Origin of the sequence: Solitalea koreensis (assembly GCF_900182575.1) — a bacterium.
In the GTDB taxonomy this organism is placed as follows: domain Bacteria; phylum Bacteroidota; class Bacteroidia; order Sphingobacteriales; family Sphingobacteriaceae; genus Solitalea; species Solitalea koreensis.
Window position 1 is genome coordinate 47,222 of sequence record NZ_FXSZ01000011.1, and the last position, 18,195, is coordinate 65,416.

The window sequence follows — 18,195 nt, forward strand, 5'->3', positions numbered from 1 at the left end:
AAAAAAGGATTAATGATGAAAATGAAGAATAAAGCCTCTGTAAAATGTAACTTTGTTCCTAAACTTAATTAATCTATTTCATCGCCGCGGACTCTGAAACGTGATCTTCTTCGCGCCTTAGCAAGCGCCGCTTGTTAAAACGACTTTTATGAGCAATTTCTTCTCTCTGCCTGACAAGGAAAAAGACTTCCAACGCTACATGGCATATATGCTGACCATCATATGGTCAGTCGTAACAGGGTTAATAGTTGCTGCAGGATTCTACTTTCTCCCTCAAGCATGGTTGCGGTGGCTCACCTTTCTTAGCCTTTCAATTTTCATAGCTGTTTTTAACATTAGCTTAAACCGTTTTGGCTACACACGTCTGGCCAGCTGGTCGTTCATAATAATGCTGTGGTTATATATCACCATCCCAAATTATTCTGCCGGTGGCATATTTGCGCCGGGAATTATGTCGCAAATGAGTGTAATACTCACCGCCGGATTTTTATTGGGTTGGAGAGGAGGACTGGCTATCGGTTTATTGACGATGGGAGTAGATTTTTGGATGGCTTACATGCAGTTAATTGGGCAATTACCAGCTCCTTCAGTTATACACAACCCTATAACCCGATGGATAGGAGCAGTTATTCCTTTCGGTACTATCCTTGCCTTACAATACTATGCGACTAATCACCTGCGTACCGGCTTACTTGCTATGCAACGTGAAATGTTAAAACGAGAGGAAGCTGAAAAGGTAAAAGACAAAACACTTTACGACCTTGGTGAGCGGGTAAAAGAATTGAAAACGCTCTATGCGATAAGCCGTATTTTGCAAGATGAAGATACTCCGCCTAAAAAACTGTTTCGTGAAATAGCGGAAGTTCTTCCTGCGGGTTGGCAGTATCCTGATATTACGGCGGCCCGCGTATGGATTGCTGAAACAGAATACGTTACACATAACTATGAGCCCTCTGAATACTCCCAGAGTGCCGAAATGAAAACCACTAACGGAACAAAAGTGGGTATTGAGGTGGTGTATCTGCAACCAATGGCTGAACTTGATGAAGGCCCGTTTTTGCAAGAGGAGCGCAGCCTTATCAATATGTTAGTAGAAATGCTCAAAATTGATCTGGAGCGGAGGGAGCGCAGTGCTGAACTTAAAGACTATAAATATGCATTAGATATTGCTTCTGGTGTAAGCATTACTGGGGCCGATGATACTTTTACCTTTGTAAACGATAATTTTTGTAAAGCTAGTAAGTACAGCCCTGAAGAATTATTAAGCCAGAATTGGAGTATTACTGATTCTGGAATTCACTCCCCAGAATATTTCGCATCGTTACATATTGCCATGCAAAATGGTAAACCATACCGAGGAGAATTCTGCAATAAAGCCAAGGATGGTACCTTATATTGGGTAGACACTTCCGTTATTCCATTTTTGGATGATGATGGAAACGTTTATCAGCACCTTTCTATTAACTATGATATTACGGAGCGCAAAGCGGCAGAGGAAAAAATTAAACAAAGCGAACGATTAATAAAAAAAATTACCAGTCAGGTTCCAGGTAATACTTACATGTTTGAAATAGAAGAAAGCGGATATACCAAAATACTCTTTATGAACCGAGGGACAGATACCTTTAATCATCCTTATAATTTAGAGGATCTTTCCGAACAGCCTGAGAAATTAAGAGAAATATTTCATGAGGATGATAAAGCTAAATTTAATGATGCCATGAAAGAGGCCTATCGGACTCAGTCTATAATTAGTTGTCAATATAGGATAATTGTTGACGGGCACATCAGATGGCGGTGGATGCAAGCTGTTCCGGAAAAAGATAAAAATGGAAAAGTGATTTGGTACGGAGCAACAAGCGATATAACCCCTCTGGTAGATTATATTGCTTCCATTGAGCAGATCATTTTTGATATTGGGCATGTTCTTCGCCGACCTATTTCTTCCATGATGGGTATGACCAATCTCATTAACGATAATGCGCTTAGTGAGACAGAAATTAAAGAGATTTCTTCAAAACTGCATCTGATTGCAGAAGAAATGGACAAGTTCATTACTGAGTTAAATACGGTTTACCTGCAGAAAAGACAGCTTACGCAATTTAATATTGACATTTCTTCGTTAATTGATAAGAGGAATTCTTTATTTAACTGAAGAGTACAAATATGCAGCTAAAATAGGTAGGTTGTTACACTGATCATTTTAATAAAAATCCTCTGAAAATTGTTCGTACAATGCTCAGAGGATTTTTAATTTGATGAATGTTGTTGAAAACTTAGAGTTTTAAAAATATAGCATTGTGAACTCAAATGCCATTTTTATTAAACTTCATTTACAACTAATTTATAAGTTGGATCTTCTATAATATTTACATCTATAATCGCTTCAGCATTTTTAAGCAACCCAACACAATCCTTACTTAAATGTTTCAAATGAACTTTCTTGCCTATTTTATGATAACGGTGGGTTATTGCATTTAAAGCCTCAATAGCCGACATATCAACAACACGACTTTCAGCAAAATCAATAATAACTACATTAGGATCGTTTAAAACGTCAAATTTTTCGGAAAAACCAGCTGTAGAACCAAAAAATAAGGGTCCATAAATCTCATAATGTTTTACGCCATTCTCATCAGTATACTTTCTTGCTCTAATACGTTTAGCATTATCCCAGGCAAAAACTAATGCCGATATAATAACACCAATTAGTACTGCTAAAGCCAGATTATGCAGAAAAACCGTAATCAAGGTAACCGCAATCATTACAAAAATATCCGATTTAGGCATGCGTTTAAAAATTCTTAAACTTGTCCATTCAAAAGTACCAATCGCAACCATAATCATTACCCCTGTTAGTGCAGCCATAGGAAGCTTTTCGATTACAGGCGCGCCAATCAAAATGATTAATAAAATAGTTAAGGCTGCCACAATTCCTGCAAGCCTTGCTCTTGAACCAGCGGAAAGATTTACCAAAGTTTGTGCAATCATCGGGCATCCTCCCATTCCAAAGAAAAAGCCATTCAATAAGTTTGCCCCACCTTGTGCAAGGCATTCTCTATTGCTGTTTCCTTTAGTTCCAGTGATTTCATCAACGAGGTTCAATGTTAATAAACCTTCTGTTAATCCTACAGCTGCCATTATCAAAGCAAAAGGAAAGATGACTTGTAATGTTTCTAAATTCAACGGGAAATTAGGAATATGAAACGGAGGTAAGCCCCCACTTACAGAAGCAATGTCTTTAACTTGTTTAGTGTCAATATTAAAAAATAAAACAATTGCAAAAACAATAATAATGGCAACCAATGAAGAGGGTATAACCTTAGTGATTTTAGGTAATAACACCACAATGGCGATGGTCAATGCTACTAAACAAGCCATTATTAAAAGAGGGGTACCTTGGAGCCATTCGGCTTGGCCGTTTACTATAGTTTTAAATTGCTCTAGTTGAGACATGAAAACAATAATGGCCAATCCATTCACAAAACCATACATGACTGGTTGTGGAACTAGTCGAATGAATTTTCCAAGTTTTAGCAATCCTACAGCTATCTGTATAATTCCGGCTAAGGCAATAGCTCCAAAAACATATTCAATTCCATGAGATTTCATCAATGCTATTAAAACAATTACAGTTGCACCCGCTCCTCCTGATATTAACCCAGGACGGCCGCCAAAAACAGCTGTAACTAATCCCATTATAAAAGCCCCATACAACCCCACTAAAGGAGGTAATCCTGCCAAAATTGCAAAAGACAATGATTCCGGTATCATGGTCATAGCTACGGTTAAACCCGCTAAAACCTCAGTTTTATAATTTACTTTTTGTGATAAATCGAATAAATTAAATATATTTTTCATAGTTGAAATAAATAATAGTGCTTCTCTGAGAAAACACATTAAAATTATGAAGCTGTTCCTTCTACAGAAAAAGCCTCAAAAAAACAGAAATCATGTTTTTAGGAATTATCCTTTGATTTTAAAGACTATAAATTGATGCGGACAATCGACATAAAATGAGTAGGATTATCATAATACGTGCAAAAGTAATCTTTTAAATAAAAAGCAATAAAATCACTTTCGTGTTTTATCACTTATGAGTTAATCAAAGGGAAAAACAAGCTTTTGAGAATTGATGAACAAGCAAGTGTAGCTTTAAACACCGCACTTTTTTGTTTATTTTTATAAGAGGTGTTTGCATTTTTTAACCTGAAAATTTAAGAATTTATTCGTTTTTGTGATAAAAAGGTCTAAAATAATTATGCTGTTACTTAAAAAATATTCGTTGGTAACACTTTTGGGATTAAGCATCTTAATTGGATGCAAAAATGCCTCAAAAAACAAAACCGCTAATGAAATTGAGCTTAAAAAGGCGGTAAAGCCGGAGACAACCATTTTGGGGAACTACGTTTCTGATGGTTATGAGAAAAGGAATGAGGGATACGATTGGGTAGCCGTATCGGTGAGTGATTTAGGCAATGAAATGATAAAAATAAAAGTACGTTCTAGAGTGGATAAAAAAAAACCTACTTGCACCTTTGATGCCATTGCGCAAAAACAAGATGATAAAACATATAAATCAGTTTCAAATGGAAAAGGCGTTTTATTCAAAATAGAGAATAATATGCTTTCCATTGCCTCCGAATTTCCCGAGGACGACGGAATTCTATTCTTTTATTGCTCAGGAGGTGCATCCTTAGGGGGAAACTACAAAAAGATTAATGAAGCTATAGATTCTACCCAAGTTGACAAAACGCTCTTTAGTAAAATACTAATGTTACAAGATATTGGATTTAATATTTCATCTGTCAATAGGAATGGGAGAAATCTGTTAACTGTTGCTCCTTTTGGTTTGCAAAAAGTTAATCGTGCCGAGACATTAGAAACTAAGGGCCAAGTTATTAATGCAGAGGTGGAAGACTTGAATGCAGATGGCTCTCCTGAAGTTTTGGTATTCACTAAAATGGAGGATGACCATCAATCGGGTGCTGTCTATGGATTTTCCGTAAATAATAAAAAATCGATGAGTCAAATCTATTTTCCTCCCATTGCTGAAAATAGTAAGCTTAATAAAGGTTATCGTGGACAAGATGAATTTACCATCGTTGAAACATCCTTAGTTCAACGATTTCCGCTTTTTGAAGAAACGAGTAACGGTTCTCAAAAGACAGGAAAAACAAGACAGATTTCCTATAAGTTAAAGGAGGGTGAAGCGATGAGACACTTTGAGGTGGACAAAGTTTCTGAATATTAAAAAAAGTTGAAACGTTTTTGAATTTTTTATTTTCTCATTCCCGTTTAAAAGGCATGCTGATTAAATAATTCTTATGGAAAATTTAAAAATTGAAATTGTTAATCTTCGCATTGAAGATTATTACGAATTGAAAGAAAGTATGCTCAAGGCGTATGCGCAATGGGGTTCATACTGGAAAGAGGAACGAATTAAAAAATTACTGACCATTTTCCCTGAAGGGCAGATTTGCGTTAAGGTAAATGATAAGGTCGTTGGTTGTGCGTTATCAATTATTGTTGATTACGATCGTTTTGGCGACAAACACAGTTACGAACAAATTACAGGCAACTATTCTTTTTCAACACATGACCCACAAGGGAATGTGCTCTATGGTATTGAAGTTTTCATTCAACCAGATTATCGAGGAAAACGGTTAGCAAGGCGGCTTTACAATGTAAGAAAGGAATTATGTGAGCAACTGAATCTTAAAGCCATCATTGCAGGAGGGCGAATCCCCAACTTTATCCAGTATGCAGCCACACACTCAACTAAAGAATATATAGAAAAGGTAAAATCAAAAGAAATATACGACCCAACGCTAACCTTTCAGTTATCAAATGGTTTTCATGTCAGGAAAATTCTTAAAGATTACATGCCGGGCGATAAAGAATCGCTCGATTATGCAGCTCTCATTGAATGGAACAATATTTACTACGAGCCAAAACAAAAACTCATAGGAAATAAAAAATCAAATGTTCGCCTCGGATTAATCCAATGGCAAATGCGTTCTTTTAAAGATTTTGATGCGGTTTGCGAACAAATAGAGTTTTTCGTTGATGCAGCTTCGGGATATGAAAGTGACTTTATTTTATTCCCCGAATATTTTCATGCTCCGCTGATGGCCGAATATAACCATTTACTTGCCGCTGATGCGGTTCGTAAACTTGCTGATTATACCGAAATCCTAAAGGAAAAATTTGTTGAATTGGCAATAAAATACAATGCTAATATTATTACGGGCAGTATGCCATCTATCCGCGATGGGAAACTCTTAAATATCGGTTTCCTATGTCATAGAAATGGAATGACAGAACAATATGAAAAACTCCATGTAACACCCGACGAAAAAAATTCCTGGGGAATGTCAGGGGGGAATCTGCTTAAAACGTATGATACAGATTGTGGTAAAATTGGAATTCTGATATGCTATGATGTTGAATTTCCGGAGCTTTCCAGAATTCTTGCTGATGAAGGTATGAAAATTTTATTTGTTCCTTTTTCTACCGATACCCAAAGCGGCTATATCCGTGTAAGGCATTGTTCTATGGCTCGTGCTATTGAAAACGAATGTTTCGTAGCCATTGCAGGCAGTGTCGGGAATCTTCCAAAGGTTCATAATATGGATATTCAATATGCACGGTCAGCTGTATTCACTCCTTCAGATTTTGCATTTCCGCATGATTCTATTAAGTCAGAAGCTACTCCTAATACCGAAATGACTTTAATTGTGGATGTTGATCTTGATTTACTAAAAGATTTACATTACACGGGTTCAGTCCGAACACTTACGGATAGACGCCGAGATTTGTACTCAATTCAAAATAGTTTTCCATTAAATAGGAGTTGACGAACCAGGGGAATAAAAAAATGACACAAGCATAAGGTTATGTATTTGTGCCATTTTTTATCATTGTTTAAATTGTTTAAATGGATGTTATTTTATTTCTGCCCACAACTCTTGCTTCTTCATCGTTCAAAACAGGGACAGTTTTGATGTCAAGCACGTGGTTCCAAGTAAGTGCCCAATTTGCTAATGCCTGAGCATCCTCGGATTCACAAATAGGTGGGTGAACACGCCAGCTTAACATAAATTTCATAATTGCCTCCTTTGGGTTTAAAGGTGAATAAATGAAACTCAATTTACTCAAAAACTTGAATCAAAAGCCGTTGAATGCTATTCTTGTTCTGGAGACGAGATGCAACTTGCAAATACAACATAACTACTATATTTTCACCTCGGCGGATGAAGACTGTTCATTCCATGGTGATTTAGAGAAACAGAGTCTTTTAAAAGTTTTCAAAATGATTCCTTTTTTAAATAAAAAACAAATTTAAATGTCAAAAATACTTACCACCTTCACGCTGTTATTACTGGCAGTGAACCTCTCTTTTGGACAAACCGATTCAACTAATAATAGTATTTCTGATCAGATTAAAATTGAAAGAGACAAGCAATTAAAGGAACTTGGAGATAAGCTGAAACTGAATGAAGATGAGGTTAAACGATTAAAGGAGAAACTTTCATCAATTGACGATAGTAAAACAAAAGAAAAATTAAAAACTATAGAAGATCTACAGTCGGCAGTGAGTGGCAGGCTTAAAATTTTAGAAGAAGCTCCCAAAACCAAGCTTAGTCTTAACGGACAATTGGCCTTTACCGAGCTGCTGAGTATTCAACGCGATCTGCAACCGGCTGCATTATTTGTTAGTTCACGAGAGTTTTTTAATCAGCTTGGTAATGTAAGCAATCTTCAAAAGTATTCAAGTTTTAATAGCTGGAAAACCGAGTACGATAAATGGTATACTGCTCAGGATAAAAATGACCAGATGTTACAATTAATTAATAATTCAATTTCACTTATATGCAATCCGGCAAGTAAGGTGCCGTTATATGGATCAATAACTCAGACCGCCTCATATGGCATTAGCTCCATTATTTCAACAATGGGGCGCAAGAACAAAGAATTGGTTAACAAAACACCTTTAATGTTAAGGCTTTTAAATGCAACAAGTCAGTTTGATAATCAGAAAGCGATTATTGACCATGAGTGGAACCTAATAAACAAAGAACTGGACCAATTGCAAATTGAAAATGATGGATTGTTAAAAGAACAATTTAACTACTATGGTATCACCTTGGAATCATACCAAAACCGTTATTTAAATGCGACGCTTGATAATGAAAGAGATAAATATAAAAATGAGTGCAGGAAAATAATTATCGATAAGTTTGCAGCGCTTGATACTGACTCCAAGACAAATGGAAAATGGATGGGGCAGGTTGAAACGTACATGTATAAAGTTCAATCCTTAAGGTTAAGATTTGGTCAATTAACCAACAGAATGTTAACTAATATTTCTCAATATGAACAACTAATCGAACTGTATTCTGACGACAGTAAATTTACTCCAGAATTTACAACAATGACCAAAGGATTAGGTAAGTCATTAAGTGCTGTAAGAAAGAATTTTAATTCATCTTTCAAGCCTGAAAAATACATCGAAGACTCTGCTGTAATGTACATTGAGAAGCGATAGTTTGGAAATTTAAGTTATGCATAAAATAAACACCGACGTTTTAAAGACAAAACAACATTTTGATATCCTTGATGGATTAAGAGGTATAGCTGCCATAGGCGTTGTGCTTTTTCATTTCATGGAGATTGCCTATGTTCCTAGCAAGAATTTCATTGCGCATGGTTTTTTGGCTGTCGATTTTTTCTTCTGTTTGTCGGGCTTTGTCATTGGATATGCCTATGATGACCGTCTTGTGGAAATGGGTGTGAAGGAATTTTTTAAGTCAAGGATAATAAGATTACATCCCTTGGTTATTTTTGGTTCGGTATTAGGTTTATTAACTTTTCTGTTTGATCCTTTTGGCGGTCATCCTGAATTATACGGAGCAGGCCAATTGATACTAATCTTTCTTTGTTCTGTTTTTCTTATTCCTTATCCGGTAATGACCGATCGTTTTTTCAACCTGTTCAGTTTGAATGCGCCAGCCTGGTCATTATTTTGGGAATATATAGCGAACATCGTTTACGCGCTTATACTTTGCCGACTAAGTCGTCGTACCTTGTTTTTATTAGCAGTAGTGTCGGCAGGAGCATTGTGTTTTGTAGCTCACCGTTCAGGAAACGTAATGGGAGGATGGGGTAAAGATAGCTTTTGGGATGGCAGTATTCGTGTTGCCTATTCATTTTTAGCAGGTCTGCTGATTTATCGTTTTAATTGGATTATTAAAAGTAAGATCGGTTTTGCAGGGCTGTCGATATTGTTGAGTTTAGCATTTGTAATGCCTTTTTCTGAAAAATGGAACTGGCTGACAGAACCAATCGTTGTACTGTTTTATTTTCCATTATTAATTGCATTTAGTGCGGGCACGGATCCATCACAAGGTCTTAAAAAGCTTTGTGTTTTTTCAGGAAAAATATCGTATCCGCTGTACATGACCCATTATGCCGTAATGTGGATGTTTTTTAATTATTTTACCAGTAATAAACCTAACACCACTCAGCTGACCCTCATTATTAGCGTAGGAATGATTCTATTGATTGGCATGGCGTATCTAACAATGACGGTTTACGATAATCCGATTCGTAGGTATTTAACTGAAAAGAGGAAGACAGTTGCCCATACCCTGGAAAGTGTGAAGCTATAGCAAATAGGGTGCGTTCAATGCTGTTGATTATAAGCGGAATAGATTTTTTCAAAATCAATGCTCATTCTTATTATATTTACGTTGAACGCACCTAATCTTTTCAAATGCCGTCTATCTTAAGTACTTCTGTAAAGCCATTTAGTCGTTTCAGTGATTTTGATGTCGATCTTTTCAAAGCAGGTAAGCATTTTAAATTGTATGAAAAATTTGGTTCACATGTAATGGAGCTTGATGGCGTCATTGGAACTTACTTTTCAGTATGGGCGCCAAACGCAACATTTGTTTCCGTAATAGGAAATTTTAATACATGGAACAGAGATGCACATCCTTTATTGGTCCGTTGGGACTCATCAGGTATTTGGGAGGGATTTATTCCAAATGTAGCAAGGGGAGAGGTTTATAAGTATTTTATTCACTCTTCCTCTGGAGAATCCTTTGAAAAAGGTGATCCATATGCCTTGTTTTGGGAAGAGCCACCACGTACTTCATCTATTGTTTGGGATACTTTTTTTGAATGGGACGATACCAACTGGATGCAAAACCGTTGGCAAACAAATGCGCTTGATCGTCCGATTTCAGTTTACGAAATTCATTTCGGATCATGGAAACGTGACCCACAAAAACCTGAACGCTTTCTTTCTTACCGAGAAATTGCAGATGATCTCTGTGCATACGTTAAAGAAATGGGCTTTACGCATGTAGAGTTTATGCCGGTTATGGAGCATCCTTTTTTCGGCTCATGGGGTTACCAGGTAACCGGTTATTTTGCAGTCTCTTCTCGGTTTGGATCTCCACAGGATTTTATGTACTTAATTCAAAAGTTGCATCAGGCAGGAATAGGTGTTATTATGGATTGGGTTCCATCGCATTTTCCGGGTGATGCACATGGATTATTTTATTTTGACGGTTCTCATTTGTATGAACATGCTGATCCTAGAAAGGGGTACCATCCAGACTGGAATAGTTATATTTTTGATTATGGAAGAAATGAGGTTCGATCATTTTTAATAAGTAATGCCTTGTTTTGGCTCGACCGTTTTCATGCTGATGGTTTACGTGTCGATGCCGTTGCATCCATGCTTTATCTTGATTATTCTCGTAAGCAGGATGAATGGATTCCGAATGAATTTGGTGGAAGAGAAAACCTCGATGCCGTTTCTCTTTTAAAAGAAATTAATGAAACTGTATATAAAGAATTTCCTGCCGCTCAAACAATAGCTGAAGAATCCACAGCATTTCCAGGGGTATCAAGACCAACATATAACGGAGGCTTGGGTTTTGGCATGAAATGGATGATGGGTTGGATGAATGATACCTTAAACTATTTTTCGAAAGATCCGGTTTATCGTAAGTATCATCAAGATCAAATTACCTTCAGCATTGTCTATGCCTTTTCTGAAAACTTTATGCTTCCACTTTCACACGATGAAGTTGTATACGGAAAAGGTGCTTTAGTTAATAAAATGCCAGGAGATGAATGGCAGCGATTTGCGAATCTGCGTTTGCTTTATGCTTATATGTTTACTCATCCTGGAGCTAAGTTGTTGTTTATGGGTGCTGAATTTGGGCAAACCAGTGAATGGTCGCATGATCGCTCTTTGGACTGGCATCTTACTCAATTTCCTCCTCATTGGGGTATACAGGAAGAAGTAAAAGCATTAAATAAATTGTATTGTACTGAACCTGCGTTGTATGAAAAGCAATTTTCTACAGACGGTTTTGAATGGATAGATCGGTCGGATGCAGAGAATGCCATTCTGATCTATCAACGAAAAGGGAATGATTGGAAAAATGATTTAGTGATCGTTCTAAACATGACCCCAATGGTACGGTCGAATTACCGCATTGGAGTTCCGCATTTGGGCACTTGGGTTGAACTTTTTAACTCTGATGAGCTTAACTATTATGGTAGCGGAGTAGTAAATGAAAGAGAACTCCATGCCCAAGCTCAGCCATGGCATGAGAAAGGGCAGTCAATTGAGGTGTCGTTAGCTCCACTTGCAGCAGTGGTATTTAAACTAAAGAGGTCTAATCTGATATGACGATTAAATAAAAAGCGGCTGTTTCTCAGGACAGCCGCTTTTTATTAATGTTGTTGGAATTATAAAGCCTCTGCTTTTTCAGCAGCAACTGTATTCAATGTCGACATGTGTTCAAGCAAGTCAACTAATTTGTTTGAATAACCCCATTCATTGTCGTACCAAGATACAACTTTAACGAAGTTATCATTCAAGGCAATACCTGCTTTTGCATCAAAAATAGAAGTACGAGCATCTCCTAAGAAATCAGTCGAAACCACTTCATCTTCAGTGTAACCTAAAATGCCTTTTAACTCACCTTCAGAAGCGTCTTTCATTGCCTTTTTAATAGCCTCGTATGATGCTGGTTTTTCTAAACGAACTGTTAAGTCAACTACAGAAACGTCCGCCGTAGGAACACGGAATGCCATACCGGTTAATTTTCCTTTGATAGCAGGAATAACCAATGCAACAGCCTTTGCCGCACCTGTTGACGAAGGAATGATGTTTTGGTAGGCACCACGTCCACCTCTCCAGTCTTTAGCTGAAGGGCCGTCAACTGTTTTTTGAGTAGCAGTGGCAGCATGAACAGTGGTCATTAAGCCTTCTATGATGCCAAAGTTATCCTGTAAAACTTTAGTAATAGGAGCTAGGCAGTTGGTCGTACATGATGCGTTTGAAACGATATGTTGATCTGCTTTTAAGTTTTTGTGATTAACACCCATTACAAAAGTAGGAGTGTCGTCTTTTGCAGGGGCCGACATTACAACCTTTTTAGCTCCGGCTTGAATATGTTTAACGGCTGTATCTTGAGTCAAAAACAAACCTGTAGATTCAATTACGTACTCAGCACCGATTTCATCCCATTTTAAGTTCGCTGGGTCTTTTTCAGCAGTAACCCTGATTTTTTTTCCATTAACAATCAGTTGACCATCCTTAACTTCAACGGTTCCTTTAAATTGGCCATGAGTAGAGTCATATTTTAACATATATGCCATATAATCTACTTCAACAAGATCATTTATTCCTACAACTTCAACGTGAGGTCTTTCTAGTGCTGCACGAAAAGCTAATCTTCCAATGCGCCCGAATCCATTAATTCCAATTTTCATGTTTATAAAAGTTTGTGTGTTTCTAAATTTTAAATAGCAAGGATATTGACCAAATCAATGAGAGACTCGTCAACTTCGATCTGGTTTTTAATAGCCAAGGTTAAATCAGTAAATTCAATACGATTACTGATGATGCCAACCATTTTGCGGTTCTTACCTTTAAGTATTCCTTCAACGGCAGCTTGTCCCAATCGACTGGCTAAAACCCGGTCAAAACTTGTTGGGCTACCTCCTCTTTGTAAATGACCTAAAATGCTTACCTTGGTGTCGTAATTGAATCGCTCTTTCACTTTTTCAGCGATTTTAAATGCTCCTCCACCATGATCTCCTTCTGCAACAATAACAATGCTAGAGGTTTTTTGATTTTTTAAATCGACCATTAATTTTTCAACTAAATCATCAATGTGGGTTTCCTTTTCAGGAATGAGGACAGCTTCGGCTCCACCGCCTATAGCCGACCAAAGTGCGATGTGTCCTGCATCACGGCCCATAACCTCTACAAAGAACAAACGATCATGTGATGCCGCGGTATCTCTAATTTTATCTATTGCCTCTATTACCGTATTATTCGCCGTATCAAATCCGATCGTGAAATCAGTACCGAATAAATCATTGTCGATAGTACCTGGTATGCCTATCACAGGCATATTATATTCTCTTGAGAAAATTTCGGCTCCAGTGAATGTTCCATCGCCACCGATTACTATTAAAGCATCTATTTTATGATGTTTTAAATTTTCATAAGCAGTTTTACGACCTTCTGGCGTTTTAAAGGCCATACAACGAGCCGTTTTAAGAATGGTGCCACCACGTTGAACTATGTTGCTTACTGATTTAGAATTTAAAGGAGTAATTTCATTGTTGATCATTCCTTGGTATCCTTGTGAAATACCAAACATCTGTTTACCAAAGTAAATACCTGATCTAACGACAGATCTGATAGCTGCATTCATTCCAGGGGCATCACCGCCCGAAGTTAATACTGCAATTCTTTCAATGTTTTTGCTCATATGGCGTTAAAATTATAAAAAAAATACCAATAGTTTGAATAGTTTTAATAATTTCAAAAACAATTTGTACCTCTCTTAAAAATGATTTACTTGTTCTACGCAAATTAAAAGGGTGGTTTACACAATAAGATATTAATGGAAATAAATGAGCTTCCAAAATTGCATTCTGATTTTTCGGTCGATTGCGTGATTTTTGGTTTTGATAAAGGGGAGTTAAAGATTCTTTTGATTGAAAGAGCCGAAGAGCCATTCAAAAACTTTATGGCACTACCAGGCAACTTTGTTTATGATAACGAAGATATTGACGGTGCTGCAGGCCGAATACTACGCGAACTTACGAGTTTAAGTGATATTTACCTGGAGCAACTTTACACTTTTGGAGAGGTTAATCGACATCCTCAAGGTAGAATTATTACTGTTGCTTATTTTGCATTAATTAAAGTTAAAAAGCACATTCTTAATCCTCAGGTTGCATTTGCCCGAAAGGCCGAATGGTATAGTGTTGCTGATGTTCCGGCCTTAGCATTTGACCATTCCAAAATTTTTGAGAAAGCATATAAACGGTTGCAAAGTAAAATTCGATATCAACCAATTGGATTCGAACTTCTACCAGAAAAATTTACGTTAAGTCAGTTGCAACAGTTGTATGAGGTGATTCTTGAAAAACCTATTGATAAACGTAATTTCCGGAAGAAAATATTAAGCTTTGGTTTATTAGTAGAGTTGGATGAAAAGCAGAAAAATGTATCACATCGGGCTGCAAAACTGTATAAGTTCAATAAATCAAGATATAACAACTTGAAGAAAATGGGTTTTTCATTCGAATTATAACGTTGATAACAAACAAGGTGATCACCAATGGTCGCCTTGTTTGGTTTTAATCTAAAAGTTAAAAATCAATCTCCAGATCCAGGCGACGTTTCAGTTCAACCATATTGGGATTCTTTTCAGCTAAGTAATTGAATTTATCAGTTGAGGTGTAAAGTCGTTTACGTGTATCCTGTTGTAAATTTTCTACAGCGATTATATCAATAGCATAATTCTGTAGTTTTTCACGCAGATAGGTAAGCAGTACAACCTTTTCCTCTTTTAATAACTCTTCCTGAACGCTGTTTTCTATACTAACCTCGATGGTATAATCAGGTCGAAGCTTCGGTGGAAAGCCTGTCATTAAACTATTAACCGTCATTTTGCCTTCAGAAAAGGCCTTTTCTGCATATGCTTTCCAGTGAATTAGAAATTGTTCTTCGGTAAATGGACTATGTACGGAAGGTTGTTGTTGTAACTCCTGTACTTCAACAGGCTTGACTTCCTCAATTTCTTTGCTTGCCCCCATGTTTTTTAGAGATGGGATTTTCAATGAAGGAATACCGGAAGAAACCACTTTTTTTGAAGGTGTTTCTTGCTGAGATACAGTAGGATTGGAAGTAGTTGTAATTGGTTGTACAGAAACAGCTGCTTTAACCGTAGTTGGCTGATTTGATTGGGTTACTTCTACGTTTTTGGTTGTTGGAGCTACTATATCAGATTTTTTTTTTACCTCCGATTGCGGAAGTTGATTCATGCTAACGTTCAATGCCGATTTTATATGGCACATTTTCATTAAGGCAAGTTCAACCTGTAAACGTTGGTTTTTGCTGCTCTTATAATTGAGGTCAGCTTGATTCCCTATGTTTAATGCTGAAAGTAAAAATGCATTTGAAGCTAATTTGGCTTGTTGCAGGTATTTTTGGCGGATGCCTTCGCTTACTTCTAAGAGTTTAACAGTTGTTTCGTCCTTGCAAACTAATAGATCTCTAAAGTGAGCGCATATTCCATTGATGAAATTATTGCCGTCAAATCCTTTATCAAGAATCTCATCGAAAATTAACAAGGCTTTTGAAATATCTTCGGCTAAAAGATTGTCGGTAACCTTGAAATAATAGTCATAATCGAGAATGTTTAAATTGTCGATTGCCGCTTTATAGGTGATGTTTCCTTGAGAGAAAGAAGTAATTTGATCAAACATTGAACAGGCATCACGTAAAGCACCATCAGCTTTTTGGGCTATGATATGTAAACCATCTTGTTCATAGGTTATTCCTTCTGTCTTAGCAATGTATTCAAGGTGATGAGAGATGTCTTCTACCTTAATCCTGTTAAAATCAAAAATCTGACAGCGTGAAAGAATGGTAGGAATGATCTTATGCTTTTCTGTTGTTGCTAAGATAAAAATAGCATAAGGAGGTGGTTCTTCCAGTGTTTTCAAAAAGGCATTAAATGCACTTTGCGACAACATGTGTACCTCATCGATAATATAAATCTTATATTTTCCTGATTGTGGAGCGTAACGAACTTGTTCAACTAAACTTCTTATATCATCAACCGAGTTGTTGGAAGCAGCATCCAATTCATGAACATTCATAGAAGAGCCATTCTTGAATGAAATACAGCTATCACATTCTCCACAAGCTTCAAAATCAGCAGTAATATTCTGGCAATTAATGGTTTTAGCCAAAACTCGAGCGCAGGTTGTTTTGCCTACACCTCTTGGCCCGCAGAAAAGAAATGCTTGCGCCAGTTGCCCGGTTTTAATAGCATTTTTAAGCGTATTAGTGATATGGCTTTGTCCAACCACGGTGTTAAACGTCGAAGGTCTGTACTTACGTGCCGATACTATGAAATTTTCCATTGCAACGAAAATAGAAATAGTTTGTTCGATGTGCAAATGATCTTGCGTGCTTAAATATTAATTATCTGCATGATAGTGTAAAATAAAAAGGAGCATCAATTAGAATGCTCCTTTTTATGTTGTGTGTTATCAGTTTATTTTGAAGCTCTTGTAAGCTGGTTGTCACAAACTGTAGGTTGCTCCAAATTAACATAATCGCTAATTTGTACTTTAAACTTTACCAAGTCCTCTAGTTGAACAGGTTCCTCAATACTGGTTTTTTCCGATGCAGGAACTTTAAATTTAACAAGCTCACTAAACTCGTTGTTTGCTTTAGGTTCTATGATTTCATCGTTTGAAACCTCTGGTACTTTAAATTTTACGAGATCATTTATATAGTTTGTTTCAACAGGTTCAGCAATGGAAGTGTTGTTGTCATCTGCAGGAAGTACAAATTTAACTAAGCTTGCTACTGTTTCTGTTTCAGCAGGAGTTTCCACTAAAATAGCATTGTTTTCTGGAGCAACGAATCGAATTATATCCAATAAGTTCTCAGTAGCATTCATTTTAGTAGAACCAGAAATTGATTTGTTAATTATAGTATATTGAATTTTTTTCGACTCTTTTTTGGCAATAATAGGTTCATCAGCACCCGTTGGAGAAACTGTCGTGTTTGATTTAGTATTAGTGCTTGATGATAAGCTTAGAGAGCTAAGATCAAATTTGGTAGAACCTACTGAAAGTACGGTGGCAATTGCGACTACGGTTAAAGGTTTTACGAACGTTTTCATTTTTTATAGAGTTAAGTTGTGTATAGATCAATTTGTTTGTATTGAATTCTATGACCCAAAAATACTTTAATAGGTTACACCTATTTGTATAAAAAATGTAACAAGGGTGTTGATAATCAGTAACATCAGCGTTACTGGAATTTTATCCTGCTTTTCTCAATTCTCTCAAATTTTTTTAAAAGTCTGGAGCATTTTCACAAACATAAAGTTTTGAAGTTATGCCATTCATGATAAGCATGATTTTTTATAGTATTGCTAAAAAATTAAATTATGACATTCGAACAAAAGGATTTGCTATTAAAGAGAGTGGGATGGGGGGCATTAGTTATAGTAATCATAATGTGCTTTATGCATAATCTTCAAATGGTTCCCTCAAGAACGTATCATTATGCATCTATCATTGCAGCCACTTTTGCTGTTGTTGCCGAGTACCTTAGTTTTAGTTTATATCATAAGGAAGATAAATTGTTTTTTGATCCTATTCGAATATTTGCTTTAAGTGTATTGTCGTTAATCATTTTAAATTTAGCATTAGGCTTAGGTATATAATCGTATAAAGAAACAGTAAACGGTATAGGGTTGCTATTTATATCTAAGTATGCCCCGCTTTACATTTCAAGTTCTCACGCCGCGCTGAACCCCTGCCTTCGTAGCGGGCTTTCCATTGCAATCGGGTTTAGGCATCCGGTTCAGCCGTGTTAACTTTTAATGTTGTGGAACATTAGGCTTCTTTTTTAGTATTTTTAATTGAAGGATAGGTAGTTAGCGCCAATAGCCTGAAAAACGACTGTTTTATCTTTGGAGAATGAGAAATAGTTTCTACTTTTGCACCCCGCTGGGGGAGAGATTCAGGCAGCGGTAGTACATTGAAAGGGTAGAAAGAAGAGCGGCAGATTGTAAGCGAAGATCAAGTTAAGAAGGGATGCCAAAAGCAGCCCAA

Annotated in this window: 14 protein-coding genes; 8 read left to right on the plus strand and 6 right to left on the minus strand. The window is 36.8% G+C overall.

The features are described 5' to 3' along the window. Positions 1–148: 148 nt before the first annotated feature. Positions 149–2,155: a PAS domain-containing protein gene (locus FN756_RS13190; RefSeq protein WP_142604581.1), complete on the plus strand. Its 2,007-nt coding sequence runs from the start codon at positions 149–151 to the stop codon at positions 2,153–2,155. Positions 2,156–2,322: 167 nt separating this feature from the next. On the opposite strand, the gene FN756_RS13195 is transcribed toward FN756_RS13190, so the two are convergent. After that, complete coding sequence (locus tag FN756_RS13195) at positions 2,323–3,861, minus strand: SulP family inorganic anion transporter (protein WP_142604582.1); 1,539 nt, start codon at positions 3,859–3,861, stop codon at positions 2,323–2,325. Positions 3,862–4,261: 400 nt separating this feature from the next. On the opposite strand from FN756_RS13195, the gene FN756_RS13200 reads away from it, so the two are divergent. Together FN756_RS13200 and FN756_RS13205 are read left to right on the plus strand one after the other, a co-directional pair. Continuing rightward, on the plus strand, positions 4,262–5,254 hold the full coding sequence (locus FN756_RS13200) for a hypothetical protein (RefSeq protein WP_142604583.1): 993 nt from the start codon (positions 4,262–4,264) through the stop codon (positions 5,252–5,254). 73 nt (positions 5,255–5,327) lie between these two features. Next, positions 5,328–6,860 (plus strand): bifunctional GNAT family N-acetyltransferase/carbon-nitrogen hydrolase family protein, encoded by a 1,533-nt coding sequence (locus FN756_RS13205; protein WP_142604584.1) that lies wholly within the window; start codon positions 5,328–5,330, stop codon positions 6,858–6,860. A gap of 76 nt (positions 6,861–6,936) precedes the next feature. Here the strand turns inward: FN756_RS13205 and FN756_RS13210 are convergent, their stop codons facing one another. Next, positions 6,937–7,110 (minus strand): DUF3303 domain-containing protein, encoded by a 174-nt coding sequence (locus FN756_RS13210; protein WP_142604585.1) that lies wholly within the window; start codon positions 7,108–7,110, stop codon positions 6,937–6,939. 238 nt (positions 7,111–7,348) lie between these two features. Between FN756_RS13210 and FN756_RS13215 the strand changes: the two genes are divergently transcribed. From FN756_RS13215 to glgB, 3 genes are all read left to right on the plus strand, one after another. Continuing rightward, complete coding sequence (locus FN756_RS13215) at positions 7,349–8,551, plus strand: hypothetical protein (protein ID WP_142604586.1); 1,203 nt, start codon at positions 7,349–7,351, stop codon at positions 8,549–8,551. 16 nt (positions 8,552–8,567) lie between these two features. Then, positions 8,568–9,674 (plus strand): acyltransferase family protein, encoded by a 1,107-nt coding sequence (locus tag FN756_RS13220; protein ID WP_142604587.1) that lies wholly within the window; start codon positions 8,568–8,570, stop codon positions 9,672–9,674. Between the two features lie 104 nt (positions 9,675–9,778). Further along, a complete protein-coding gene (gene glgB, locus FN756_RS13225) occupies positions 9,779–11,716 on the plus strand; it encodes a 1,4-alpha-glucan branching protein GlgB (protein WP_142604588.1) in 1,938 nt (645 codons plus the stop codon). A 59-nt stretch (positions 11,717–11,775) separates the two neighbouring features. Here glgB and gap read toward each other — a convergent pair whose 3' ends face one another. Continuing rightward, positions 11,776–12,804: a type I glyceraldehyde-3-phosphate dehydrogenase gene (gene gap, locus FN756_RS13230; RefSeq protein ID WP_142604589.1), complete on the minus strand. Its 1,029-nt coding sequence runs from the start codon at positions 12,802–12,804 to the stop codon at positions 11,776–11,778. Positions 12,805–12,833: 29 nt separating this feature from the next. Then, entirely contained in the window at positions 12,834–13,814 is a 981-nt protein-coding gene (gene pfkA / locus FN756_RS13235) for a 6-phosphofructokinase (protein WP_142604590.1), read from the minus strand. Positions 13,815–13,949: 135 nt separating this feature from the next. Here pfkA and FN756_RS13240 point away from each other — a divergent pair, with 135 nt between their 5' ends. Next, positions 13,950–14,645, plus strand: coding sequence for an NUDIX hydrolase (locus FN756_RS13240; RefSeq protein ID WP_142604591.1), 696 nt, complete (start codon positions 13,950–13,952; stop codon positions 14,643–14,645). A gap of 58 nt (positions 14,646–14,703) precedes the next feature. Here FN756_RS13240 and FN756_RS13245 read toward each other — a convergent pair whose 3' ends face one another. Further along, positions 14,704–16,485, minus strand: coding sequence for a DNA polymerase III subunit gamma/tau (locus tag FN756_RS13245; protein ID WP_142604592.1), 1,782 nt, complete (start codon positions 16,483–16,485; stop codon positions 14,704–14,706). Between the two features lie 134 nt (positions 16,486–16,619). Beyond that, positions 16,620–17,255: a hypothetical protein gene (locus FN756_RS13250; RefSeq protein WP_142604593.1), complete on the minus strand. Its 636-nt coding sequence runs from the start codon at positions 17,253–17,255 to the stop codon at positions 16,620–16,622. Positions 17,256–17,525: 270 nt separating this feature from the next. Here FN756_RS13250 and FN756_RS13255 point away from each other — a divergent pair, with 270 nt between their 5' ends. Further along, positions 17,526–17,804 carry a hypothetical protein gene (locus FN756_RS13255; protein WP_142604594.1) on the plus strand — a complete coding sequence of 93 codons (279 nt, stop codon included), beginning with the start codon at positions 17,526–17,528 and terminating at the stop codon, positions 17,802–17,804. The last annotated feature ends 391 nt before the right edge of the window (positions 17,805–18,195 follow it).